The sequence below is a fragment of the Photobacterium sp. AWH4_225 genome (assembly GCF_056158405.1).
On sequence record NZ_JBSWTF010000004.1, the window covers coordinates 2,291,943 to 2,316,101 of the forward strand.

Below are 24,159 nucleotides of genomic sequence, written 5' to 3' on the forward strand. Positions count from 1 at the left end.
GTTACGAAAGTTCATGGAACAGACACAAAGTCGTGAAAATTAATTAGTTTTCAAAGATTAAAATAGAACAAAATTCAAACAGGTGTACAATTTTTTTACTCTTTCTGGTCTGTTCATAAATTCCTGTTTCTATTACAATAGTGCCAATTTTTTGCCATTGAGCTAGATGTTTGTTGTGTTAATGAAATGTTAAGCTGGTCGGAGATTCCAATTAATGACACTAACTAAATGGAAAGTTCTGATAAGTGCTTCATGTTTAGCAGCTCATAAATCTGATTGACGGGTTGGCTGATGACTGCAGCATTAATTTTTCATTTCATGACATTTAATGACTTGAAACTGGCAGCTAAACGGTAATATTATCGATTAACGGAATGATATCCTGTATTGTGTGACTTGTAATCTGTACAAAGTGTTACCAATGGGGATTCAATACATTTGCTTAGATGGTTACGAAGCCCGTATAGGATTTCGGCGGGTTTATGAGTGATCATTTAGAATCATAGAGTCAACGTATTATGCCGAAGCGTAGTAAAGAAGATACTGAAATTACCATCCAAACGATTATGGATGCGGTGGTGGATCAAATTTTGACGTTAGGATACGACAAAATGTCTTATACCACCTTAAGCAAGCAAACAGGGATCTCTCGTACGGGGATTAGCCACCACTTCCCTAAAAAACAAGACTTTGCGACCGCGCTGGATGGCCGTATCTTTCGGTTGTTTGTTGAAAAACTTGATCTGGATAACGGCTTGGCTGGGTTTTCTACCAGTTGGATTGCAGCGTTGAATGATGAGAAGTTCAAAGCAACACTACGCCTCTTGTTCCATCATATCGCATCATCAGAAACAACCAGCGAATTTGCCAAGCGCGGTATCGATAGACTTTATGGGCTTTGCCTTGAACGCTTTGGTGAAGAAAGCCAAAAAGAGCTCGAGTGGTTGTTGGGCAAGTCTCTTATTAGCCTAGTTCGCTAATCAAGAGCTATACCCACAAAACAGCTTCTTCGGAAGCTGTTTTTCGTTAAAAAGAGACTATTTTTAAAGAGGCGGGATATGCCTCGTACATTCGGTTTGCGAAGAGAATAATTGAAATGCTGAAATATATTATACTGGCACTCGTTGGTTTTGGGATTTACATTGGTGTGACTTATAAAGATCAAATTGAAGATCTTACCGATTCACGTTCGTTTGAAGATGTACAGGATGTATTTGAAGATGTGTCTGACAAAGCATCCGATACCGCTAGTGAGCTGAGTGATAAGTTTGAAGAATTAAAGCAATAAGCTTTGCGTCTGATATGAAATAAAAAAAGACCGGTAATCTGCCGGTCTTTTATCATCTCCGCTTAGTGAGAGGAAATGATATAGAAGTAGTAAATCATTGAAGATGCGATTAAATATACTGACCAATGATCTTCTTTATAGCGTCCAGTCGCAAGCTTTAGGAACGCGTATACCAGCATAGCGGCTGCAATACCATTGCCGGCATTGAAGCTGAATACACTCATGACAACGCAGACAAATGCTGGCAGGTATTCGGTAATATCATCGTAATTGATTTTTTTCATCGATCCCATCATGGCGATACCGATATACATTAATACGGGTGCTGTTGCGACAGTCGGGATCATGCCCGCCAGAGGAGCCAAAAATAGGGTTAAGCAGAAACAAGCGGCAGTTACCAAGGCGGTAAAACCTGTCCGGCCTCCTGACTCTACGCCAGCCGAGCTTTCAACATAGGTTGTCATTACAGGGCAAGAGAAAAGCGCACCAAACGTCGTAGCACTGGAGTCGACGTGGAAGTTTTTCTCGATCCCCGGAAGGTTACCGTCTTTATCCAAATAGCCCGCCTGTGCACCAATTCCTAGCATAGCCCCCAGGGTTGAGAAGAAGTCTGGAATGAAAAAGGCAAGTAAGAACGGTAGATACACCGGACTTAGAGCACCAATGACATCCAGCTGGAAAGTCATGTCATCGATACTTCCAGGCATACTGAAAAAGTTATCAGGAATTGAAGTAATTCCTAAAGGTAGGCTCAGAAGTGTTGTAAGAATCACAGCTAAAATGATCCCGCCTTGGATTTTCCTTGATACAAAAAACAGTACCATGAAGAAGCCCAAGATAGCCGTAATCACATCAGTAGAAGCCAATTCACCGAAAACTAATACATTCTTACGGGGATCGGCAATAACAATACCAGCCTGTTTAAAACCAAGCAGGGCAATGAAGAGGCCAATACCAACGCCAACCGAGACTTTAACACTATGTGGAATGATACGAACCACAAAGTCTCTGACACCAAGAAAAGACACTAGCATGAACAGCACGCCACTAATAAAAACAATGCCGGCAGCAATGCTCAAGGGCACATCGTTACCCAGGAGGGTGAAAGAGAAAATTGCCACACTACCAAGGCCGGGACCCAATACAAAAGGGCGATTGGTATATAGCGCCATGGCAATTGTGGTGATAACGGTCATCAAAACTGTGACTGTTAGCGCGCTCTCAAACGGGATGCCGCCTTTGCTCATCATTCCTGGTACAACGGCGACCATGTAAGCCATAGTGGCGAAGGTTGTCAGGCCCGCGATGATCTCGGTTTTTAAGCTTGTGTTGTTTCCTTTAAAGTCAAACCATTTAGCAATGCTAAGAGCTGGTTTGTCAGCTACAGTTTCCATGGATTCCCTCTACATGTCATTTTAATTTTCGTGACCTGACTCAACGTCGGTAGCTAATTTTCATTTTTGGTGCGATATCGGGTTCAGCAACTAAATTGGCTCTCAAAGTATCAAACTCGTCGACCCATTCTGTTAGCCATTGCTGTTTAACTTCAGTAGGCATCCAACAAGCTTCAATGCTGTTGATCAGCATTTGCTTCAAGCTGCTTAAGTCGAAACCGAAATCTTCAACCATCACTCTGTAACAGTTAGCGCTGGTGGTGTTGTGGATATGCCAGTCATCGGTACAAGGAATGATATTCATACCAGCTTTGGCCATAGCCCGGATCGGGTGGTGTTCACACCATTGTTGGTGTTCAGGCCACTGCTTGAAAAAGAAGGTATTCGATGGAATGACAGTAAAAGGGATCCCTTTTTCTGCATACTTTTCGGTAAGAAGTGGGTTTTCGATAATGGAATATCCGTGATCGATACGATCAACTTCGATCAACTCTATGCCTGTCTCTACGTTGCGCCAGTGGAGGCCGAATTCTGAGCAATGGGCTGTGAGCTTGTAACCATGTTTTTTGGCGATACGGTAAGCTTTCCAGAAGTTCTCTACCGGTGCATTATGTTCCTTGTAGTCAATACCAATACCAAGCACATAAGGGTGGGGGTGGGCGATCATCTCATTGACCATGTCAACCGCCTCTTCCGGCGACTTTTCGCGGTTGATGGAAGGGATTAATCGGATGATGATACCCATCTGTTGATAGGCTTCTTCAATCGCATCAATCAATGCCGAAGTAACAGCTTGATAGCTTAATTCTGTGTCTGATGGATTCCAGAAGGTCTCAATATATTTCACACCACAAGCATGGGCATCTTCTGCCACTTCTCGTAAGACCCGAGCATAATCGCAGGGCTCTTGCATAAGTTGGTAAAGAAAGGTCAGAGCTTCGATTCCCCCTTTAACGATGCCTGTCTCTTCCTGGTGCTCTCGGTAATACGCTTTGGCGTCATGCTCTGTTAATTCGACTTGGTATTTTTCAGCCAGTGACAACATGGTTTCAAGTCGTACACCGCCCAACAGGTGATAGTGGAGATCCGCTTTTGGAAAGCGGTGATAAAACTCAGAGAGTGTTATGGAAGTGGGTTTCACAGATACCTCATTACCTTAAAAAAGCGCGCAAACGTTTGCCTTGGTTGCGAGTATCTACCTGTTACAAGGTAAAGGGAAATGCAAATATTGGTATGCTAGTGCCGATTCGGCACTAGGTATTAACCTGATACCGAAATCGGCTTTAATAGACATTTAGTTTGTTGAGTGCCATGGACGATTGATTTGCCATCCATTCTGAATGCTGTGGCTGAGGTAGTCCCAAAGGCGTTGGGCATCCTGGCGTAAAGGCGCTGAATTCCGATATAAGCGTATCTGGTAAGGGAGTCTGTAATGTTCCGGTGCAATGGCGACTAATTTACCTGAATCAAGCTCTTGGCGAATCATTGTATCGGGTAACCAAGCTAAGCCTTTTCCTCTTAAAGCCATGTCTTTGTGTAGTTGGCACATTGAACTCTCAAAAACTGGGTAAGTATTGAGGGCTTCAAGTTGTGGATGGTACTGCTCTATAAGCCTTGCACTGTAAGACTCCGCACTATACCTAAGGATTGGACATTTACTCTCAAGTGGGTTGTACAACGCACTACCAGATTTATCTGGGATGGAAACCAATAAAAAGTCGCCGTGGCCAATGCACAGGTTTTGAAACGGTGGTTGAAGCAAGGATAGGACCTCGAAGCCCAATAAGAAATCGCAGTTAGACTGGGTCAACGATTCAACAGCAAAGTCGACACGTAAAATATCGATAGAAAAGTGCAAGTCGTGCTCAATAGTGATGAACTCAGTTAAGTCCAGTAAAGTCGGTGATGATAATGAATGTGGTGTCGCGATACGGATGGGGTTTGGTAATGGCCGTTCAATACCATTTAGCGCCCTAACGCCTTCCTCCATCTGTGACACCATATTCCGCGCTATAGTTCTGAACTGTCTCCCAGCTGGTGTCAGACTCACTGGCGTTGTTGTTCTATCAATGAGGGAGTGCCCGACTGCTTTTTCAAGCGCTCGGATATGACGGCCAAATGCGGGTTGTGTAATGTGTCTGGCTTCTGCTGCTCGTGAAAAATGCTGTGTTTCGGCGAGCATAAGAAAATCTTCAAGCCATTTGGTATCTAGATTCATCTGGTCTTTATTCTTTTTTCGGGTGCATAGTATGCAGTACATCCTGACTTCATTGGATGAAAAAAGCACCCGGAGGGTGCTTATTTTTTAAATGTCACATTGTGGTCTAGGCGTGTTGTAACTCGGTAATTTGGCGATTTCCGAGCGAAGATCATCTATCCGAGTGGAATGAGAAGGGTGGGTTGATAGTAACTCAGGAGGCTGATTACCTCCGGCCGCTTTCGCCATGTTCTTCCATAGGTTGATACTTTCGTATGGGTCAAAGCCTGCTTCGGCCATTAGTCTCAAACCAATGATGTCTGACTCAGATTCTTGTGCGCGGCCATAAGGCATTAGAACACCATATTGCACGCCTAGTCCTAGGCCAGCCATAGCTGCATCATGGTACTCAGTACCACCAATTGCTGTACTGGTAATCTGCATGCCCATGTTAGCAAGTTGGGTTCTAGATAGCCTTTCATTACTGTGTTGAGCAAGAACATGACCAATTTCATGACCGATCACGGTTGCCAACTGGTCTTGGTTGGTCGCGACGTTTAGTAACCCGGTATACACACCGATTTTACCACCAGGAAGGGCAAAGGCATTCACCTGCTCGCTGTCGAACACCACAACTTCCCATTGGCTGGCTGCTTGTTGACCACCCAGGCGTGTAGTTAATGCATCCGTTACACACTGAACATACTGGTTCGTTTTCTTGCTGGTATGGATTTTTTCTTGTTCTTTGAGTGCATCAAAGGACTGTGCCCCTAGTTGGGACATGTCCTGTTCAGAGAACAATAATACCTGTTGCCTGCCGGTCGGAGAGCTGCTGCAAGCAGAAAGTACTATTGTAGAGGCGATTAAGCCTGCTAAAGCAATAGGTTGAAAGCGATTCATCAAAGACTCCTTTCATTTAATGTATAAACCGCAATAGCGGAATTATACAGTTGCTGTATCATTCTCTCCAAATGAGTTTGTACGGATAACGTGATGAGTATTTGGAAAAAATCCTTCACTCTTGAAAGTTTAAATGAGACTTCGGTAAATACGCTAGTTGAACACTTGGGTATTGAGTACTCGGCGTTCGATGACAACAGCTTGTCTGCCGTAATGCCTGTTGAATCAAAAACTCACCAGCCATTGGGCATGCTTCATGGCGGCGCATCTGTCGTGCTGGCTGAAACGCTCGGTTCGCTGGCAGCTAACATGTGTGTTGATGATGGCAAATATTGCGTTGGACTTGATATCAATGCCAATCACCTTCGTGCCATGCGCAGCGGCCATGTTATCGGCACAGCGTCGCCTGTTCATTTGGGAGCCACTACTCAAGTTTGGCAAATCGATATCAAAGACCCGCGTGGTCGTATGGTGTGTACCAGTCGCTTGACGATTGCAGTAATGAAGCATAAAAAGGCGGAAAAATGACATTAGTGTTTTCGGCGGGGCGTATTATTGCGAACCAGCACGAAGTTGTGGTTCGGCTTGAAGGTGCATCCCGAGTATCATTACAAGCGACAGTGGATGACATCACACTGCTTGGTAAAGGTGCAAATGTGATCACAGCAATGGGCTCTGGTGTAAATTGGTCCCTTCGCCTTGATTCAGAGCAGCAACTTGAAGAGTTAGCTGAAATACTTGGAATTGCTATCCAATAGCGAAAAGCCTGAGCTATTTCATTGCTCGGGCTTTTTTATGAGAGCTTGAACTCATAATTGATTATGATGGCCGCAAAATTGCTTCTAAAAGGGTATGGTATACCCAGTTAAGGTTAACAATTATCTACATAAAATCATTGCCTTAACGTTAAGGGTAAAAGAAGTCAATGAGTGAAAAAGGAAGCCAGATTGAATAGATTGCAGCTAAAAAGGATTGCTGAATTTAGTTATAAAACAATGTTTCGACAGGCTCCTCAAGTCAGTGAAATTCAAGAAACATTCTATGGGTGGGTTGTTTTTCTCGCCTCGGATAACGCCAAGGTGGTGGTAAAGTTCTCTCGTGAAATAGGAAGGCTTGCAAAAGAGATCAAAGGCCTCGAACGCCTTCAGCAGGCTTTACCATGCCCGGTGCCACAGGTGCTGTACTTTGGTCGAGAGGAAGGTTACGACTTCATTATGTTGGAGTGGCTAGAGGGAATATCAGCCCACCAGATCCCGAACGATCCTATTGCGATCAAACGCTTTTCCGACGGTTACCTTGAGCTTTTGCATACCTTGCATGAAATGCATAACCCACAAGGCTTCGAACTGGATAATGGCCAGTTCGAGGCAAACTTACCTCAGGCCTTTGCGCATTGGATGGGGACTGTATACCGCTATATAGTCAGTGAAGTCTCTCCATTTACACCAGCCCAAAAACGAGCCTATGAGTCATTATGGGCAATGAAGGACGCCATATTATCCACCGCCTCTTCTGAATCCTCTTTGATCCATGATGACTGCCATGTCGGAAATATTTTGGTTGATCCCAAGTCTTTTGAAGTAACAGCCATACTTGATCCATGCGATGTTGGTTTTAAACACAGGGAAATGGATATTTTTCATCTGTTTGACGTGAGGCCAGAACTACAGCTAGCAGAGCGTTATCAGCAAGAAGTGGCATTACAACCAGGGTTCGATATACGACGCTGGTACCTAAGCTTGTGGGATGATGCAAAGCACAGCAGAAACATGGGATGGTATGATGAAGCGTGGATCCAAAATAAGCTGGTACAGTTTGAGCAAACAGCAAAAGCTGATTTTGGCTCTGTCTTACATTAAAGCTGTGAGTTAATCTTGCAATCTGGCAAATCATTTTGGATGTTGCCAACGATCGCGCATACTATGTTATATAACCTAGTTGTTAAAACGATATTTATAAGTGTTTGGTCGTATTGCGTATCTTGATGTTGTAGGGATGAATTTGATGAGAAAGTCGGCTGTATATATTGCGCTATTATTGCTTGCGGGTTGTGCTCAGCAGTCAGGGCAGAAAGCAGAGCCAACACCAGACCCTGAAATCAGCGGTGGTAATGTTGAACAACCTGTGACACCACCGGTTGTTGAGCCAGAAACACCTGTAGTGGTCCCAGTACCTATTCCAGAACCAGATCCACTGCCACAACCAGAAGTGAAGCCTGAGCCAAAGCCTCAGCCAGTAGTCACTAAAACCGATGACGGTAAGCTGATCTTAGGTAGTGAAGAGTGGTTATGGATCTCCCAAGCCCAGCAGCATATCCGCGCCAGAGTTGATGATGGTAAATCACTTTCATCGATCGGTGTTTCTAATGTTCAGGCATTTGAGCGGGATGGCAAGGATTGGGTGAAATTCAATGCTGGAGGCCAAGAGGTAGAATTACCTGTAGAACGTTGGCTGAAATCTAAACAAAGTGATTCGCGCCAAGCGGTCGTTAAGCTCAGAGCGAAGCTGGGTGAACTCAATGAGCTAACAGAATTTGCCCTGACTGCCGGCAAAGGAATTGTGCTCGGGGTGAACTTTATTCGGGATGTCGCGATTGTCGATAATAGTCGTAAGTTTGTTCAGCCTAAAGCCAAATAACGTTTGTTTATATAGCCTTTAGCAAAAATCATAGAGAAACGGCTGAGTTAACTCAGCCGCTTTTTTATGTTTTGAGGTAATGAGGTTTTGATTTTAGTTATCAGGCGTTTCTACACTGACTTCATAGCTGGTGAATTTGCGAATGTTAATTACACCAGTGTCAAAAATGAGGTACTGGCCTTTAATTCCTACTAACGTACCTTCGACGACAGGTTCTTTATCGAAGTTATGAGAAGCAATCTTTTTAGGATATTCAGAGACAGGGTACTGGATATCAACGATCTCCTCACTTAATCGTTCTACGGCGTCTTCCCCGTAGATTTCCAGTAATTCGTTTATGCGGTGCTCAATAGCCGGTAAAAGGCGTTGTGCTTCGTCTTGTAGGGCAATATCGGCATTGTCACCCTTTAGCATAGCTCGCCAATTCGTTTTATCTGCAACCAGTTCAGCCAAAGCAATTTCCGCCAGCCCGGAAATTTGACGAGTTTTGACTTTCAGAATAGGTAAAGCCTGCGTTGCCCCTTGGTCTATCCAACGGGTTGGTAATTGAGTGTGCCTGGTAATGCCCACTTTTAAACCAGAAGTGTTGGAAAGATAGACATAATGAGGAACCATACAGTTGGCATCTCCCCATTCAGGTTCTCGGCATGTCCCTTTCGCGTAATGGCAGGTTTCTGGCTTCATGATGCACATGTCACAACGTGCCAGTTTCTTCATACATGGGAAGCAGTGACCTTGAGAGTAACTCTTTTTAGTTTTCTTCCCACAAGCATCACAATAGATATTGCCTGTATGGGTAAGCTTGAGGTGCTTGCCAATCAGCGGGTTCAAAGGAAGTAACTCATCACCAACGGGGAGTTGATACTCGACGATGTCGCCGAGTTGAGATTTCATTTTGCTCAGTGTTCCTAGCATGACTTTGCTCTTTCGATGTAATTATAGATTTACCTCGAAGCCACAGTTGAAGTAGGGAGTGAGGCTAAGAGGTTGTTCGTATTGATAGTCTATACCAATAGTGCCTGAGCCTTTAGTAGAAAATCAGTGGATATAGATATGTGCTGATTTGACAAGCAATACGTTGATTGTTTGTAAATAAATGTAATCTTTGGCTGTCTGTTGTTTACATGTCTTTATGCCACGGTATCATTTCCATATGCCACTAAGCTCTCACGTGTATTCCTTGTTAAGTCGGTAACGTACACCGTGAGTGACCTTTAAATGGAATAATAACAAAGGGAAAGAAGTCATGAAAAAAGTTCTGCTTGCAGGGTGCGTAATGTTTGCAGCCAGTGTATCTGCCAGCCCATTTGAAAAGCCTGAAGATGCCATTGAATATCGTCAAGCGGCATTCACAATGATTGCGACTAACTTTGGCGATTTGGCTGAAATGGTAAAAGGACGCAAAGATTGGGATCAGCAAACCTTTAGTCAGCGCGCGCAATTTATTTCACAGCTAACTTATATGCCGGAAGAAGCCTTCAAAGTTGAAGGTACAGATAAAGGTCAAACTAAGGCTAAACCAGAAATTTGGTCTGACTGGGAAGGCTTTAGCGCTAAGTTAGATAAGTTCCAGGGTGATATGGCCAACTTGGCGAAAGTATCACTCGAAGGTGATGAGAGAGCAACTAAGCGTGCTTTCGGCGAAGCCGCCAAAAACTGTAAGTCATGCCATAGTGACTATAAATATCGCTAAAGCTTGATAAATTCGAGTGAAAATAGACATTGAAAAATGCCAGACATAAGTCTGGCATTTTTGATCAGAACAGATAAGTAACAACATCTTTGGCGAGGGTGAAATAAATGATTGCGCCAATAACTAGGAATATTACCCAGCCCCAAACACCATTGACCACTTTTGGTATAGCGCTACCGACCAGCCGTTTTTTCCCAGTTAGCATTGGCGTAATAAGGTTTTCTTTTCGTAACAAGTAAACAGCAATCGCGGTTAAGTGAAGCCCAATGGCACCCAGGATAATATTAAAATTAAGTGCATGGATTTCCGTGAGAAAACTGCTTGTTTCTCCACTGACAAGGTAAGCAAAAGGCCCTTCGGAAATAATATCGTCATTGGCAAACAGGCCAGTTGTCAGTTGGGTTGCCAGCAGGATCATGAAGGCGACGACCATGTATGCGCCTGCAGGGTTGTGACCTGCAGCATCTGAGCTTTTTTCACCACGAATATTTGCAGCTAAGTATTTGACTACAGTGATAGGTGAGCGGACAAAGCGCCGGAATTGAGCCGTTTCACTGCCAAAAACACCCCAAATCAACCGAGTTGTAATGAGTGCCAAAAGAAAATAGGCCAAGCTGAAATGCCAGTCCATTAGCCCCTCTGTACCCGTATACCATAGTCCTCCAATGGTGAGCGCTTGAAGCCAGTGATAGCCACGGATAAAACTGTCCCACACCGGGTGAAACTGGGTATGAGTCATGAGCGATTCCTTCCATGAAAAATGATGCCACTATTTTACCCTTTTGAAACAAGCTGGCTACAGTGGTTGTTGTTTCTTTTCATTTATTTACAAAGTTTTCCTAGCGTTTGGTCACGTGAGTTGCAGGGCAATAAAAAGGCCCCGGAAGGGGCCTAGAATAGAGTAAGAGTGTAGTGTGAAATCAATTAGCGATTTTCAATCCGGTTGTAGTCAAGTAACCCTGACTCGATAGGGAACATACTTTGATTGATTTCATTGAGCTTATCGCTGAACGACCAGAAGTCAGGGCTGGTACGGCGTACACCGTACTTATCCAGAAACAGTCGGTAATCTTCTTCTGACGTGATGGTGCTGATTTGTTTAGCTGCAGTATCCAAATCTGATGCTTTGAGGTGCCAGAAAGCGCGAGGATAACTACCGAGCAGCCCGCGAACTAGTGTCACATTGTCCTGAGCTGGCAAACGGTTAGACTCTTCATTGAATAAACTTGAGATGTTTTTATGGGCGCTATTGCGGATTAAAGTAAACAACTCAGCGTCTTGGTTTGGTTCTGTTGGCTCGACCATGATGAAAGTAATTTCAGGTAGTAGGCTCGCTTGCTTACCGCTCAACCGGTTCAACTTATACAGAGCAAGAGAGCCATTTTTGGCCAATTGTGATTGAGTAAAATCGTAACGATCTGGCAGTACGACTTTCAACTTCTCTTGAAGCATACCGAATAGCTCATTTTTTGGATGCTGGGTGTGAAACTTAACGCCGGTGGGTTGATCAAATTGGTTGATATCCCCCTGTAGATAGTCGCTAAGGTGTTTGTTGGAGCCTTGATACCAATAGGCAAGTTGTTCTCGTCGTACATCGGCTGGAAGCAAAGAAAGGAAGTTAGATTCACCTTCCATACGCAAGAAGTCCATATACATACGGGTTACAAGCTGGTGGCCAAAGTTTCCGTATACATCAAAGCCTGCAACCAACAGATAATGAATACGTTCAAGCAGTGAGTAGTCAATAACCCATGCAGTTTTCGGCTGGCTGCCAACGAGCCCCTTTGTAACGGTTGCACTGTCGAAATGGCGGAACACCGTTAGGCTAGCATTGTTGTTGTAGCCATCACCATCCCAAATGAGATCCGTCGTGAGATGCTCACCATTTTTAAATGCATCATTAAGAAAGGCATTTTTTGCCTTAAGGAAACGGCCTTGCTGCTTGGAGTAAGAAATCCAATTTGCAACGGGTAGCGTGTTACTCTCGTTTTCTGCTGGCAGTCTTAAATTGTCGGCCTGAGTTTCATAAAATTCGTCAACAGAAGGGGTGTTTGCCATCGCCGGGTCGACAAAGAACACCCAGAAATGGTCATTGATAACATTCAGTGCCAATTGACCTCGGCATACGGGGCCTTTTATGAAGCCCATAATGGTATTCTGGGCATTGTCTATCATAAAGCGATAGCGGCTATCGACTGGGATCTGCTTGAATGCAATCAATGGGTTGGCGGCAATGTCCGGGTGGTAGCTAGGCATAGACGTTACCATGTACTCCGGCTCGATAAACAGCGTATTGAAGCGAGTCAGCTTGGCTTTATTTAGCGCGTAAGGCATGTGGGTCTTATCGACAATGGTTTCCCTGACAGGCTGGAAACGGTAGTAGACTCGTGTTGCTCCGGGGTCGTCATAAGGGCGTCGCGTTGCGATAAGGTCGATAGGCTCACCAGGCGCTGTACGAGAACGAACGAGTTTGAAAAATGTAGGCTGTTGTTCGTCTGAAAAATAAAGATGAGAGACAAACAAATGCTCATAAATGTAACGACTGGCAAGTTGCTGCTTCAGGCTACTGCCGTTTAGGAAGGTTTCCCATTCAGCCACTTTAGTGAGTGTTGATGCGCTTGGCTGAGGTGCCGTTGCCATCAGGGCACCATTTGCCAGCCAGTCCATCAGAACTTGATTCTCTTTGTCGCTGATTTGAGGAAGGCCGTAAGGCATACCCCATTCAGGGTAATTCTGTTCATATTTAGCCATTTCTTCAATGGTAGGACACTGCTGATTGCGATCTAAAGAGAAGTCCCATTCATCATGGTCAAGGACTTTCTGCTCAGGCAGAGGGTGTGCCTGTTTCAGTTGAAGCATGCGAGCCATTACACCAGCTTGGGTATTGGCCTCTTCGGATTGGAGGCGTTCATTAAGGACTGGGTTGAATCCCTTTTCGCGCCATTCGGCAGTAGACTGTGCATCAATAAACATACGAGTGGTATTCGCGGCGAGAAGTCGGGTACCTTCATAGACCTTATCTTTGCTGGCACCACGGTCTATGCCTTCTGCGGAAGACATTTTTAACTGGCATGGTGCATCGTAACATGCATGGCAGACTACACAGCGGTTTTCAATAATTGGCTTCACAGTGTCCAAGTAGTGATTGGCTATGGGGGAGTTAGCAGCGGCTAACCTCTCCTGCGGTTGAGGCTTGCCGAACTGCTGATCAAAGTTAAGTCCAGCGTAGACAGCACAACCGGAGAAAAACAGTATCAAGGCAAACAGCCATGAACGTTTTAAATATCTGTTATTTTTAGTCATTCTGATTTTATCTTATTTTTATGCAAGCAAGCTGCAATGCGTTAAAAGCTAATGTTATGTATAAGTCTATCAAAACACTTTGGAAAAATTATTTTTGGTGTAGACATCTGTTGATAAGAAAAAGCAGCTCATTTGAGCTGCTTTCGCATGTGGTGCTATGTACCCAATTAACTTCAAGTAGCAGGACTCATCTTGAAGTTACTTGAGTATACGGCTTATTGAGTTATCGCTTGACGCTTGTAGTTAAATATTTTGGCGTCTTTCTCGCTGTTATGAACCCAAAAGATACCGACTTGATCATTTAAGACCAGATCAATAAAAGGTTGCTGGTAGAGTAGGTAGCTATAGCCAATATTTTTACCAAGAAATTGATTTTTAACTTTATTTTCAATGTAGATCGCAGTTGAAGTTTCTTCATTTACAAACTCATTAGGCTGGTATGCCCAATGGTACATGATAGGTTTGAGCTCGATAGTCGAGATAAATGGAGATTCATTCTCAACGACAGTTAAGGTTGCCGAACTGATTGACAGGGCATGGTGATACCCGGTTTTTTCTTCGGATATAAAGTTCAAATAAGAGAAGTTAAGTTTATTGTCTTCATCTTTGGTGATGTAGTGGTACACCACCTGAGAGTCAATTCCTGAGTCATCAATAAAGTTAAGGAAGACTTGAGATGTTGGCTCGCGTGCAAGTTCTGTTTGAATGATTGGGTCTTGGCGCGACAGTGGTAAGTCTTGCATGACCTGAAGTTTAAACAGTTTCCAGCCTTCATCACTGATTTGGTATGAAAAATCAGTGTAGGGTAAGCAGTGATTATTTTCATCCACACGGCACCAAGCCAGAGAATATGAGTCTTTCCCTTTGAATGCATAGAGCTTTAAGTTTGTTAAATCTGGCGCATTATCGAGCTGAATGTATGTGTCATGGAGATCATCAAGTTTTGCTTGAAGTTCGATAATTTCTTTCTCACTGGTTGAGATCAGCGTGACAGTACTATTTTGCAGCATGCTGGTACGGGTGATGTACTGCGGTTTATCTGGATATTTGTAACCAGTGAACCAGAGATAACTACCTACAAGTAAAATTGCAGCCACTAGGGTCGCAATTGAGAAGTAAGGTAAATAGGGCGCAGTTTTTTTGATGACGGTAGCCGTTGATAAATCAGAGTATTTTTCAACAGCGACTTGGGTGATCTGGTAGCCTACACGTGGCAGGGTTTCAATAATCTCGCCCTTTGTTTTTTCTTGCAATTTTACCCGTAGGCTGCGAATTGCCTGAAACAGAGACGCCTCAGAGACAACGCGGTCGGGCCAGCCGGCTTTGAGCAGGTCTTCTTTTGTTACTGGGCTGTTAGCGTGTTCAATCAGGTAGAGCAGAATATATTGCTCTGAAAGGTTGAGCTTTTGATTGGTTGTGTCTGACGTGATAACCCCAAGAGCTGGAATGAAAATAAGCTCATTAGTGAATTTGAATTGCTTCTGGCCAGACATTGATACCTCAGAGACCCTTGCTAAATTGCTATTTTAGTCGTTTATTGGCGCTAGGAATCACAGCTCGAACTAAATGACGCCTAATTGATTGAAGACGCTTATTTTATCATGAAAAAAAATAAATGGTATGCGAATAATTGCTGCAGAAAAACAAAGGGAGCACAATGGCTCCCTTTGATGCTTATAGAGTTTTCAGATAAGTAAAAAGCTTACTTCTTGAAAATTTCCTGGAACTCACGCTTCATTGGTGGGTTACGGCGCGCTTTTTTCAGCTGCTTACACATGTCTTTAACACAGTTGTGTAGAACTTTGTCTAGCATCACTGCTTTGTAATCAGTGTACTCTTCGTCAGTCATATCTGACGGCTTTTCTGATTCCTGCATTTCGCCAAGGAAATCTACGCCAGAGTAGCTTTGGCTCAATGCGATTAGCGCATGAAATTGCTCGAAGTTATCCAAGACATTCTGAGCACTTGCTGGAAGCTGGTCCCAAGCTTCACGAGAAGTTGGCTCAGACGCTTTGTAAACGTTAATTAGCATGTCTAGAAGCTCTTCAGGCACTTCTTCAAACTCAACAACTTGGCGTAGTTCTGGTGAACAATCGTCAAGAGTGAATTTAACTTCTTCGATCGTTTGATCTTCTTTTTTCTCAATATCAGACATAGCTAATTCCTAAAGCATGAATTGTTTAAGGGAGGGAATCCTATAGTCCTCTCTCTAAATGTCAACTGATAAGATAGCGGATAAACCCGAATAATCACGTTAATTTGCTCACGATTATTGTTAATGATTAGGCTGACTTACTGAAATCATTTATGTTGATGACATCGGATATGTTTGTTTCCTGACACCTTGAAAATACCAAGTTGTAAATATGTTGCATAAAGTTTTTTATAGAACCATTTAAGCCAAGGCATTCTGTGCTATAAATAGCTTAAGGAATAGCCAATATATCAATAGGATGCTTAGATGGAAGCGATGCGGATACTACTAGTAGATGATGTGCATCTTGAGAGGATGCAGTTGGCCATGCGGTTGCAGCGCCTCGGGCACGTGGTTGAAGCTGTCGCTTCAGGTCATGAAGCTATCGAGAAATATCCGCTGTTCGACCCAGATTTATTACTCTTAGACGTCAGTATGCCTGATATGAGTGGTACTGAAGTTGCTGAGCAAATCAGAATTAAGCATCCTGACTGGGTGCCCATCATTTTTTTGAGTGGGCATGATGAACCGGAAATGATCGCTAAGGCTATTGATATGGGCGGCGATGATTACATTGTCAAACCAGTAAACAAGATTGTGCTAGCGGCTAAGCTCAAAGCGATGCAGCGTATCGCCCATATGCGTCATCAGCTGAAGGATACAACGAAAAGCTTGGAGCAGGCGAATGAGAAGCTCTCACAGCAGGTTAATGAAGATGGCTTAACCAAATTGGCAAATCGTCGTTATCTGGATAGTAAGCTGGCTGAATTTATTTCTTGGCATGGCCGTAACAACTTCCCACTGACACTGATCATGCTAGATGTCGATCACTTTAAACTGTTCAACGATCACTACGGTCACTTGGAAGGGGACCGCTGTTTACAAGCGGTTGCTACTGAACTTAAGAAAAACTTCAGCCGTGCGGGAGAGCTTGCTGCCCGTTACGGAGGGGAAGAGTTTGTGATCGCACTGAGTAACTGCGATAAGACTAGAGCGGTACGAGAATGTGAACGATTGAAACTGTGTATTCAGCAGCTTGAAATTCCACATTCCAAATCGACCACGGCTGACATTGTGACGGTTAGCCAGGGCATGGTTTCTTGGGTTCCAACAGGCTTGGAGACAGTTGAAAACATGTATGAAATTGTCGATCGGGTGTTATATAAGGCCAAAGAACAAGGCCGAAATCGTTTTGTCGCCGCTGAATTTACCTAAGCTCCCGCCTGATTTTTTGATCTAGTTAACACTTTGTACTTTACCAAGCGTTATTTGGCTGAATTGCAGCCAAATAACCTCCCTTGCGCTTGCCGTAACATTCTTCAGTGATAATCTGCTGTTAGGCAGGAATGTCTAATGCAGTGTGCATTCTTTTGAGTAGCAGTGAATCCCTGCCATGAATACAGCGTGTTTTCGGCTATGCTCAATGGAATTTGTATTGTAAGAAGAATAAGTGAGGGAAGATCATGGATATTTGCTTTTCGCAGACAGAAGCGCGCGTGCTAGGTTGCTTGCTTGAAAAAGAGGTAACTACACCTGATCAATACCCATTAACACTGAATGCGCTAACGACAGCCTGTAATCAGAAGAGTAATCGTGAGCCTGTGATGTCGCTTACTGAAGCTGAGGTGCAAGATACTATCGAAGCGCTGAAGGCGAAAAGGTTTGTACAAGAAGTAACCGCAGGTCTAGGTAGCCGTGTTGCGAAATACCAGCACCGTTTCTGTAATACTGAATTCAGTACTTTCCAGTTCAGCGCGCAAGAAAAAGCGATTATCTGTGTGATGCTGCTGCGTGGCCCACAATCTCCTGGTGAACTACGGACTCGTACTAATCGCCTGTGTAGCTTCTCTGATGTTAAAGAAGTTGAATCAGTGCTGAGTACGTTATCGGAACACCCGAAAGGTCCTTTTGTTGTTCAATTACCAAAAGAGTCGGGCAAGCGTGATTTTCGTTATATGCACCTATTCAGTGGCGAGATAGATCTTGAGGCCCTTCAACAACAGGCTGCATCTTCTGCGAGTGCACCGTCTTCTCCGACCTCTGAGCGTCTAACGGCCTTGGAAGATGAAGTTTCAGAGCTTAAAAAAGAAGTACAAGAGCTCAAAGCAATGCTTGAATCGTTAACTTCATAAGTGTCAAATAGCGTGAGTGTTGTTAGCCCAGCAAAAGCTGGGCTTTTTTGTAAGGTGTAAAGAAAGATGGCCTGTACTAACCCTGCTCACGCTATCGAAGGTGAAGGGCAAGAGAATAAAGTTAGCCAGTGGTCGGTCTATTTAATTAGGACGGTAGACAATCGGTTGTATTGTGGCGTAACCACAGATGTAGAAAGGCGCTTCAACGAGCATACTTCTTCAAAGCGTGGAGCAAAGTTCCTAAAGGGTAAGGGGCCTCTGGAACTGGCTTGGTCTGAGTGTGTGGGAGATAAACGCTTAGCAATGCAGCTTGAATATAAGATCAAACGTCTGCCAAAGCGTACCAAGGAGCAAATTGTCATAGGCAGTGTAAGTGTGTTGAGCTTGGTTGAATAAGGCATTAGCGCAGCGAAAAGATTAGTGAATTTTAAGGTTTATACGTTTTTTGAAGGCCTTTTGGGTGTTTGTTAGACAATTGAAATTGAACCTTCTTCCTGTTCAAACTACACTGCATTTATTATTTTTATATCAGCTTTTTATTATTCTAGGATATTTTTATGGCACTTAAAGCCACAATTTACAAAGCCCAGTTCAATGTTGCCGATCTTGATCGCCATGTGTATCTCGATCAGCAGCACACATTGGCTTGTCACCCATCTGAGACCCTGCAGCGTCTAATGCTAAGGTTGGTTGCATGGGGCTTTAATGCCGATGAAGAGTTACAGTTTACCAAAGGTCTTTGTGAAGCCGATGAGCCTGCGCTTTGGAAGAAAAATCTGAGTGATGAAATCGAGCTATGGATTGACCTTGGCTTACCTGATGAGAAACGGCTGAAGAAAGCCGCCCATAAGGCAAAAAAAGTAATTATCTTTGCTTATGGTGATAACGCCGCACCGGTATGGTGGAAGCAACACCAAGCTAAAGTGAGCCAATACGGTAATATTTCAGTCGTTTTCTTCAATGACGAAACGTTAGCTGAACTTGAGTCTATGGTTGAACGTTCGATGAATCTACAGTTAACCATTGAAGCAGAGCAGGGTTGGCTGATGCTCGGTGACAAGAGCTGTACCCTAACGCCAGAGTGGTGGCTTCGTTAACACGGTTGTGAGCCTTTGGTCATTTCCATAGATGACTGTCACTGAACAGTCATCGAAGCCCTTCATGATATTCTCCTGAATACCAAGATTGATACTGCTGCCTGGATGCTAGGCAGCTTTCGCCTTTTCAGCAACAAGGAGTCGTGCAATGCCATCAAATGTGCATGCTTTAGCAACAAAAGTGTGGGATTACCATCATCTAAACCACGCACTCTCGCCATCTGACTGTATCTTCGTGCTGGGTAGTAATGATATTCGAGTCGCTGAGTATGCGGCAAAGTTGTTCCTAGAAGGCTACGCGCCATACATTGTCTTTTCTGGGGGAGAAGGTGAGTTGACCCGTGGTATGTTTAAGGGCTCCGAAGCTAAAGCGTTTGCAGAAGTTGCCTTGGACATGGGCGTCCCTGAAGGTGCTATTCTTCTTGAACCACAATCCACCAATACGGGCGAAAATGTTCAGTTCACGCGTGCATTACTAGAGATGAAGGGGCTTGAACCAGAGAGCTTTATTATCGTCCAAAAACCATTTATGGAAAGAAGGGCTTATGCGACTTTCCAGCAAAACTGGCCGGGCAAGAAAGTGACGGTTACCTCTCCTCCTATTGGCTTTGATGAGTACCCGAATGAAACCTTGTCATACAGCGATGTTATTAATGTCATGCTAGGTGATCTGCAGCGTATCAAAGTCTATCCGTCATATGGTTACTCTGTTGAGCAAGATATCCCTGATGAAGTTTGGCAGGCCTACAAGAAGTTGGTTGAACTGGGGTTTAAGGAGCATTTGCTCACATAAGGTTAATTGCCAGAAGATATAAGAAAGCCCTGTAAAAACAGGGCTTTTTAATCCACATTGCGAAATTATTGTGCCGCTTTCATACCTTGTTCCCAGAAAGCAACTTCCATGCGGGTAGCCGTTTTGAATATTTCACAAAGGCGCTGACCACGTTTACTTTCAAGAGGGATTTCTTCAAGCATCGCGTTTAAACGGCGAATGGTTTCTTCTACACCTGACTGGTAATCTTCTCCACTGTATAGCTCAACCCAGCTTCGATAAGGGTTACCCTCAAGTTTAGTCTCGGGCCATTGCTCCAAGCGTTGACCAACGACGGCATAGCCGATAGCACATGGAGCAAGTGCAGTGAACAAATCAGTACGATCACCTGCCATACCGGTATCCAAAACGTAGCGGGTGTAGCATACGGTACCGAAATCTTCTGGTTCTGCTTCCATCTCTTCTGCTGAAAGGCCCCAGGTTTGGCAGTACTCAATGTGGTGGTTCATTTCTGACTCAAGTAAAGCATTAAGGCCCGGTAGCGGTTCGCGCATTTCAGCCAGTGTTGATGATTTGAACACAGCCAAGGCGTACGCGCGAGCGTAGTGCTTGAGGAACAAATAATCTTGTTTTAGGTAGTGGAAGAAAGCATATTTGTTCAAATCACCGGTCGCTAACTGGTTCACGAAGTCGTGCTCGGTGTAATCTTCCCAATCCTGTTGGCAGTAGCTGATCAAATCTTGGTAATTCATGGTGTTTCCTTATCAACTTAAACTGTTAACGCTTAGTACGTCAGCACGTAATCTTTGGCTTGTGGCAATGTTTTGATGATGTTGTGCTGCTTCATGAATTCAGCGTATTCATCATAGCGTTTTAGCTCTACAGCTCCTGGGCGCAAAGCAAAGCGGGTTAGCGTATCTTCCCAAGCTCGGCGGTTCAGGTCGTTGTTCAATGTGTCTGGCGAGTAAGCAACGAATTCTTTCCAAGCTTGTTCTGGGTGATTAATCAGGTAAACCGTTGCTTTTTCGATAGCAGTATTAAATTTATTGATCGTTTCTGGGTTGTACTTATTTTTATTGGCAACGAAAATCAGCTCGTCGTATGGTGGTACGCCGTGTTCTTCTGGGTAGAAAGCTGTTGCGTCATAGCCTTCGATGGCAAGTTGGTTAAGCTCGAAGTTACGCAAGCCGCCCCAAATAGCGTCTACTTTCCCTGACGCCAGAGATGAAGAGAGCGCCCAGCCAACATTGATAATTTTCACCGTGTCCATATCAACGCCTTCCGAACGAAGCATGGTGCCGATAGTCGCATCTTCATTGCCGCCGATAGCAACGCCTATGTTTTTACCCTTCAGATCAGCTAATGATTTAATGCCTGACTTATCCAGTACAATCAGTGAGTTCAATGGGCCTGAAATGAGCGTTGCTGAGCGTACCAGAGGAAGCTTTGCAGCAGTACTAGAGATAAGCGTACTCTGGTATGAAACTGCAAGATCAATGCGACCAGCAGCAACCAATTTGTCTGGAACGCTTGGGTCTGCAGGCTCTTGAATTTGGACATCTAATCCCTGTTCAGCAAACCAGCCTTTTTCTTTGGCTAGAATAATTGGGCCGTGGTTTGGGTTAACGAACCAGTCCAGCATGAGTGTGACTTTCTCTTCTGCCGATGCACTAAAAGAAGCCAGCATTAATGCAGCAGCGGCAAACAGCTGCGGTTTAGCTGCTTTAAAAAAAGTGGATTTCATTCTATTTCCTTGTTGTTGAGCGAAGTAAAGCATTCCGTGTTTTGGAACCGAGTTATTGGCTTTGCCATGGAATGGCTTTTTTTAATAAAAGATCGGTAATGAAGTACAGGCTGATTGAGAAAAACGCCAAGATAAACAAAGCGGCGAACATCTCATCGACAAACATGCGTGCATTGGCTTGCAGCATTAAGTACCCGAGACCTTCACTTGACCCCACCCATTCACCAATAACGGCACCAATTGGCGCGACGACAACCGCGACGCGAATACCTGATGCCAAAGCGGGTAGGGCGGCGGGTAAGCGGATCTGCCAAAGTTGCTGCCAACGGGTGGCTCCCATAGTTGTGGCCAGATCAAGGTAGCCTTTTGGTGTATGGCGAAGGCCGTCATAACAGCATGTCGTGACAGGGAAGAAAATGATCAGTGCAGCCATGACAATTTTTGACGCCATGCCATAGCCGAGCCATAGCATCAGAATGGGCGCGATAGCAAATACTGGTATAGCTTGGCTAGTGATCAGTATTGGCAGTAGCCAACGACGCAGAGGCTCAAAGACCAGCATTTGCAGGGCAAAGAACAGCCCCATTGCTAAGCCAAGAAGTAAACCAAAAAGGACTTCAGTGCCAGTTACCACTGTGTGGTGCCACAGAACATCTGCTCGTTCAATTAGCTTGGAGATAACAGCTACTGGGCCCGGCAATATAAAAGGCGGTAGGTCGAAAATAACGACACTGGCCTGCCATAGACCCATAATAATTGCCACGCTAATGACAAAGCGGGAGATATGCTGTGACAACAGTGATTTATTGACCTTACTGGTATGCTGATTAGCTTCTTGCTGTTCCAACAAAGGGTTCTGTAGCTTCGAAGATATCGATTGATCAGACATAATCATTCTCCAGCTCATTGATGATCCCTTGCTGGTGGGTTGCGAGCTCACCATCAAACTGTCTTGGCGGAAGATTCGAAGGTACGGGTAGCCCTCTGAGTGAAGCTGGGGTACCTGACATCATGTAGATTTGGTGGCCAAGACGAAGTGCTTCTTGCGGATCATGGGTGATCAGCAATACGGTTTTTCCTTCGAGTAATTTTGCTGAAAGAGACTGGAGCTTATGCCGTGTGACAGCGTCGAGGGCTGAGAAAGGCTCATCCATTAAAACAAGAGGCTTGTCTTGCATCAGAGTTCGTGCCAAAGCAACACGCTGGCGCATTCCACCAGAGAGTTGATTCGGCATCACGTCCGATTTATCGGCTAGCCCGACGGCTTCAAGCAATGCCAACGCGCGTAGTTTGTCTGCTTTTTGTGCTTTACCAAAGCGGGCACTCAAGCAAACATTGTCAATGACATTGAGCCAAGGCAACAGTAAATCCTGCTGGGCCATGTAAGCGATGTTGCCGGTTAGAGGCAATGCATTGCTGGTGGTGATATTACCACTCCATGTCACGTTGTCTTCGAGAAGACCTGCGAGGTGGCGTAGCAGTGTTGTTTTACCACAACCGCTCTTACCCAGCAGGCAAGTCCATTGACCAGCTGGCAGCTTAACATTTAACTGGCTGAATAAAGGTGTGCTGGCATCGTTATATCGAAGCATTAAATCCTCGATTTTGACAGCCATCCCTTTAGCAACATACGCATCGCCAGATGTGTTTAATGCAAGATTACTTTTCATCTTGTTTATTGCTTCCATGCTTACTCTGGTTTGAAATGGCCTGCAAAGAAATGGTTCACTGGGCCGTGACCTGAACCGATTTCAAGTTCATCAGCATGCTCGATTGCTTTGGTGATGTAGGCTTTGGCATGTTTTACTGCGTCTTGCAATGGATACTCTTGAGCAAGGAATGAGGCCGTTGCAGCAGATAACGTACAGCCGGTACCATGGGTATTGCGTGTTGCAATTCGCGGCGTACTCATGCGGATTACGTCGTTTTCTAGAATTAGCAAGTCGGTGCTGAACTCATCCTTCTCAAGGTGACCACCTTTGAGCAGGATTGAACGAGAGCCGATGCTACGTAATGCAGCGATCATATCTGTCATTGCTTGTTCGGTTTCAGGAAGCGCTGAGCCAATTAAAGCTGCAGCTTCAGGCAGGTTAGGGGTGATAACATCTGCCAGTGGCAGTAGCTCAGATTTCAGTGTTGAAATCGCATCTTGCTCAAGCAGTAAATCACCACTTGTCGCGACCATGACGGGGTCGATAACCAAAAACTTTGGTTGGTATTGGCGAAGTTTTTTGGCCACCATGCGAATAATATTCGCATCACTTAGCATGCCAATTTTAACGGCTTTTACATCAAGATCTGTAAACACAGCGTCAAGTTGCTGCTCAACAAAATTGGGGTCGATGCCGAGGATGCCGGTCACGCCTTGGGTGTTCTGGGCTGTTAGTGCTGTGATGACAGAGCATGCGTAACCGCCGGTTGCAGAAATAGCTTTGATGTCTGCTTGAATACCTGCGCCGCCGCCGCTATCAGAGCCAGCAATGGTAAGGGTAATTGGGGTCTTTGATGAAATTGGCATAGATACCTCTGTTAAGACGTAAGGTAGCCAATGCCATCGAAACTATTCATCGAGCCTGTGGAAGGTGCGAGATAGGGCAATGCAGCTAGTTCCCTACGCCATTATTAAATGGATCAGGTTCAACGGGTCCCACTACGTGGTCTCAGCGCTCGGCTCCCCGACTAACGGATATAATTTGTACTAAATGGCCAATATTGAATATTGACCTAAAAAAAACAGTTTTCTGGCTTAAATGCCTGAAGATGTGGCTAATCTAAACATGTTTTTTACGATAGGGCAAACATGTTAGG

Annotated in this window: 26 protein-coding genes and 1 riboswitch; of the genes, 12 read left to right on the top strand and 14 right to left on the bottom strand. The window is 44.5% G+C overall.

Annotated elements, in window-relative coordinates:
• Window positions 1-518: 518 nt before the first annotated feature.
• Both ACXAD4_RS27455 and ACXAD4_RS27460 read left to right on the top strand, forming a co-directional pair.
• The gene (locus ACXAD4_RS27455) at window positions 519-980 is read left to right on the top strand and encodes a TetR/AcrR family transcriptional regulator (RefSeq protein WP_475245228.1); all 462 of its coding nucleotides are present in this window, start codon (window positions 519-521) and stop codon (window positions 978-980) included.
• Window positions 981-1,096: 116 nt separating this feature from the next.
• A complete protein-coding gene (locus ACXAD4_RS27460; protein WP_475245230.1) occupies window positions 1,097-1,288 on the top strand; it encodes a YtxH domain-containing protein in 192 nt (63 codons plus the stop codon).
• Window positions 1,289-1,350: 62 nt separating this feature from the next.
• On the opposite strand, the gene ACXAD4_RS27465 is transcribed toward ACXAD4_RS27460, so the two are convergent.
• The 4 genes from ACXAD4_RS27465 to ACXAD4_RS27480 all read right to left on the bottom strand — a co-directional run bounded on the left by ACXAD4_RS27465 (window position 1,351) and on the right by ACXAD4_RS27480 (window position 5,779).
• A complete protein-coding gene (locus tag ACXAD4_RS27465) occupies window positions 1,351-2,682 on the bottom strand; it encodes an NCS2 family permease (RefSeq protein WP_475245231.1) in 1,332 nt (443 codons plus the stop codon).
• Window positions 2,683-2,722: 40 nt separating this feature from the next.
• Window positions 2,723-3,823 carry an adenosine deaminase family protein gene (locus ACXAD4_RS27470; RefSeq protein ID WP_475245233.1) on the bottom strand — a complete coding sequence of 367 codons (1,101 nt, stop codon included), beginning with the start codon at window positions 3,821-3,823 and terminating at the stop codon, window positions 2,723-2,725.
• Between the two features lie 153 nt (window positions 3,824-3,976).
• Complete coding sequence (locus tag ACXAD4_RS27475; protein WP_475245234.1) at window positions 3,977-4,900, bottom strand: LysR family transcriptional regulator; 924 nt, start codon at window positions 4,898-4,900, stop codon at window positions 3,977-3,979.
• An 87-nt stretch (window positions 4,901-4,987) separates the two neighbouring features.
• Window positions 4,988-5,779, bottom strand: coding sequence for a M48 family metallopeptidase (locus ACXAD4_RS27480; protein ID WP_475245236.1), 792 nt, complete (start codon window positions 5,777-5,779; stop codon window positions 4,988-4,990).
• A 93-nt stretch (window positions 5,780-5,872) separates the two neighbouring features.
• Between ACXAD4_RS27480 and ACXAD4_RS27485 the strand changes: the two genes are divergently transcribed.
• The 4 genes from ACXAD4_RS27485 to ACXAD4_RS27500 all read left to right on the top strand — a co-directional run bounded on the left by ACXAD4_RS27485 (window position 5,873) and on the right by ACXAD4_RS27500 (window position 8,416).
• A complete protein-coding gene (locus ACXAD4_RS27485) occupies window positions 5,873-6,307 on the top strand; it encodes a hotdog fold thioesterase (protein ID WP_317520299.1) in 435 nt (144 codons plus the stop codon).
• On the top strand, window positions 6,304-6,537 hold the full coding sequence (locus ACXAD4_RS27490) for a DUF3389 domain-containing protein (RefSeq protein WP_475245237.1): 234 nt from the start codon (window positions 6,304-6,306) through the stop codon (window positions 6,535-6,537). Before ACXAD4_RS27485 ends, ACXAD4_RS27490 begins: the two co-directional genes overlap by 4 nt.
• A 237-nt stretch (window positions 6,538-6,774) precedes the next feature.
• Entirely contained in the window at window positions 6,775-7,638 is an 864-nt protein-coding gene (locus ACXAD4_RS27495; RefSeq protein WP_475245238.1) for a phosphotransferase, read from the top strand.
• Between the two features lie 145 nt (window positions 7,639-7,783).
• Complete coding sequence (locus ACXAD4_RS27500; protein WP_475245239.1) at window positions 7,784-8,416, top strand: putative ATP-dependent zinc protease; 633 nt, start codon at window positions 7,784-7,786, stop codon at window positions 8,414-8,416.
• Window positions 8,417-8,509: 93 nt separating this feature from the next.
• Here the strand turns inward: ACXAD4_RS27500 and ACXAD4_RS27505 are convergent, their stop codons facing one another.
• A complete protein-coding gene (locus ACXAD4_RS27505; protein ID WP_475245240.1) occupies window positions 8,510-9,331 on the bottom strand; it encodes a DUF2797 domain-containing protein in 822 nt (273 codons plus the stop codon).
• Window positions 9,332-9,662: 331 nt separating this feature from the next.
• Here ACXAD4_RS27505 and ACXAD4_RS27510 point away from each other — a divergent pair, with 331 nt between their 5' ends.
• Window positions 9,663-10,109, top strand: a complete 447-nt coding sequence (locus ACXAD4_RS27510) for a c-type cytochrome (protein WP_475245241.1) — start codon at window positions 9,663-9,665, stop codon at window positions 10,107-10,109.
• A 64-nt stretch (window positions 10,110-10,173) separates the two neighbouring features.
• Here the strand turns inward: ACXAD4_RS27510 and ACXAD4_RS27515 are convergent, their stop codons facing one another.
• The 4 genes from ACXAD4_RS27515 to ACXAD4_RS27530 all read right to left on the bottom strand — a co-directional run bounded on the left by ACXAD4_RS27515 (window position 10,174) and on the right by ACXAD4_RS27530 (window position 15,567).
• Complete coding sequence (locus ACXAD4_RS27515) at window positions 10,174-10,848, bottom strand: cytochrome b/b6 domain-containing protein (protein ID WP_475245242.1); 675 nt, start codon at window positions 10,846-10,848, stop codon at window positions 10,174-10,176.
• A gap of 185 nt (window positions 10,849-11,033) precedes the next feature.
• A complete protein-coding gene (locus tag ACXAD4_RS27520) occupies window positions 11,034-13,412 on the bottom strand; it encodes a fatty acid cis/trans isomerase (RefSeq protein WP_475245243.1) in 2,379 nt (792 codons plus the stop codon).
• 215 nt (window positions 13,413-13,627) lie between these two features.
• On the bottom strand, window positions 13,628-14,905 hold the full coding sequence (locus tag ACXAD4_RS27525) for a winged helix-turn-helix domain-containing protein (RefSeq protein WP_475245244.1): 1,278 nt from the start codon (window positions 14,903-14,905) through the stop codon (window positions 13,628-13,630).
• Between the two features lie 209 nt (window positions 14,906-15,114).
• A complete protein-coding gene (locus ACXAD4_RS27530; RefSeq protein WP_317520285.1) occupies window positions 15,115-15,567 on the bottom strand; it encodes a DUF3069 domain-containing protein in 453 nt (150 codons plus the stop codon).
• 306 nt (window positions 15,568-15,873) lie between these two features.
• On the opposite strand from ACXAD4_RS27530, the gene ACXAD4_RS27535 reads away from it, so the two are divergent.
• The 5 genes from ACXAD4_RS27535 (at window position 15,874) to ACXAD4_RS27555 (ending at window position 19,628) form a co-directional block, all read left to right on the top strand.
• The gene (locus ACXAD4_RS27535; RefSeq protein ID WP_317520284.1) at window positions 15,874-16,821 is read left to right on the top strand and encodes a GGDEF domain-containing response regulator; all 948 of its coding nucleotides are present in this window, start codon (window positions 15,874-15,876) and stop codon (window positions 16,819-16,821) included.
• Window positions 16,822-17,069: 248 nt separating this feature from the next.
• Window positions 17,070-17,738 carry a YceH family protein gene (locus ACXAD4_RS27540; RefSeq protein WP_475245245.1) on the top strand — a complete coding sequence of 223 codons (669 nt, stop codon included), beginning with the start codon at window positions 17,070-17,072 and terminating at the stop codon, window positions 17,736-17,738.
• Window positions 17,739-17,804: 66 nt separating this feature from the next.
• Window positions 17,805-18,134 (top strand): GIY-YIG nuclease family protein, encoded by a 330-nt coding sequence (locus ACXAD4_RS27545; protein ID WP_475245247.1) that lies wholly within the window; start codon window positions 17,805-17,807, stop codon window positions 18,132-18,134.
• Window positions 18,135-18,295: 161 nt separating this feature from the next.
• Window positions 18,296-18,835 carry a YaeQ family protein gene (locus tag ACXAD4_RS27550; RefSeq protein WP_475245248.1) on the top strand — a complete coding sequence of 180 codons (540 nt, stop codon included), beginning with the start codon at window positions 18,296-18,298 and terminating at the stop codon, window positions 18,833-18,835.
• 148 nt (window positions 18,836-18,983) lie between these two features.
• On the top strand, window positions 18,984-19,628 hold the full coding sequence (locus ACXAD4_RS27555) for a YdcF family protein (RefSeq protein ID WP_475245250.1): 645 nt from the start codon (window positions 18,984-18,986) through the stop codon (window positions 19,626-19,628).
• Window positions 19,629-19,693: 65 nt separating this feature from the next.
• Here the strand turns inward: ACXAD4_RS27555 and tenA are convergent, their stop codons facing one another.
• From tenA to thiD, 5 genes are read right to left on the bottom strand one after another with little or no spacing between them, the layout of a single operon-like run.
• Window positions 19,694-20,359 carry a thiaminase II gene (gene tenA / locus ACXAD4_RS27560; RefSeq protein WP_475245251.1) on the bottom strand — a complete coding sequence of 222 codons (666 nt, stop codon included), beginning with the start codon at window positions 20,357-20,359 and terminating at the stop codon, window positions 19,694-19,696.
• Window positions 20,360-20,391: 32 nt separating this feature from the next.
• On the bottom strand, window positions 20,392-21,351 hold the full coding sequence (locus tag ACXAD4_RS27565; RefSeq protein WP_475245252.1) for an ABC transporter substrate-binding protein: 960 nt from the start codon (window positions 21,349-21,351) through the stop codon (window positions 20,392-20,394).
• Between the two features lie 52 nt (window positions 21,352-21,403).
• Window positions 21,404-22,246, bottom strand: a complete 843-nt coding sequence (locus ACXAD4_RS27570) for an ABC transporter permease (protein ID WP_475245676.1) — start codon at window positions 22,244-22,246, stop codon at window positions 21,404-21,406.
• A complete protein-coding gene (locus ACXAD4_RS27575; RefSeq protein WP_475245253.1) occupies window positions 22,233-23,021 on the bottom strand; it encodes an ABC transporter ATP-binding protein in 789 nt (262 codons plus the stop codon). Before ACXAD4_RS27575 ends, ACXAD4_RS27570 begins: the two co-directional genes overlap by 14 nt.
• A gap of 20 nt (window positions 23,022-23,041) precedes the next feature.
• On the bottom strand, window positions 23,042-23,869 hold the full coding sequence (gene thiD, locus ACXAD4_RS27580; RefSeq protein ID WP_475245254.1) for a bifunctional hydroxymethylpyrimidine kinase/phosphomethylpyrimidine kinase: 828 nt from the start codon (window positions 23,867-23,869) through the stop codon (window positions 23,042-23,044).
• 73 nt (window positions 23,870-23,942) lie between these two features.
• Window positions 23,943-24,039, bottom strand: a riboswitch (TPP riboswitch).
• Between the last annotated feature and the right edge of the window lie 120 nt (window positions 24,040-24,159).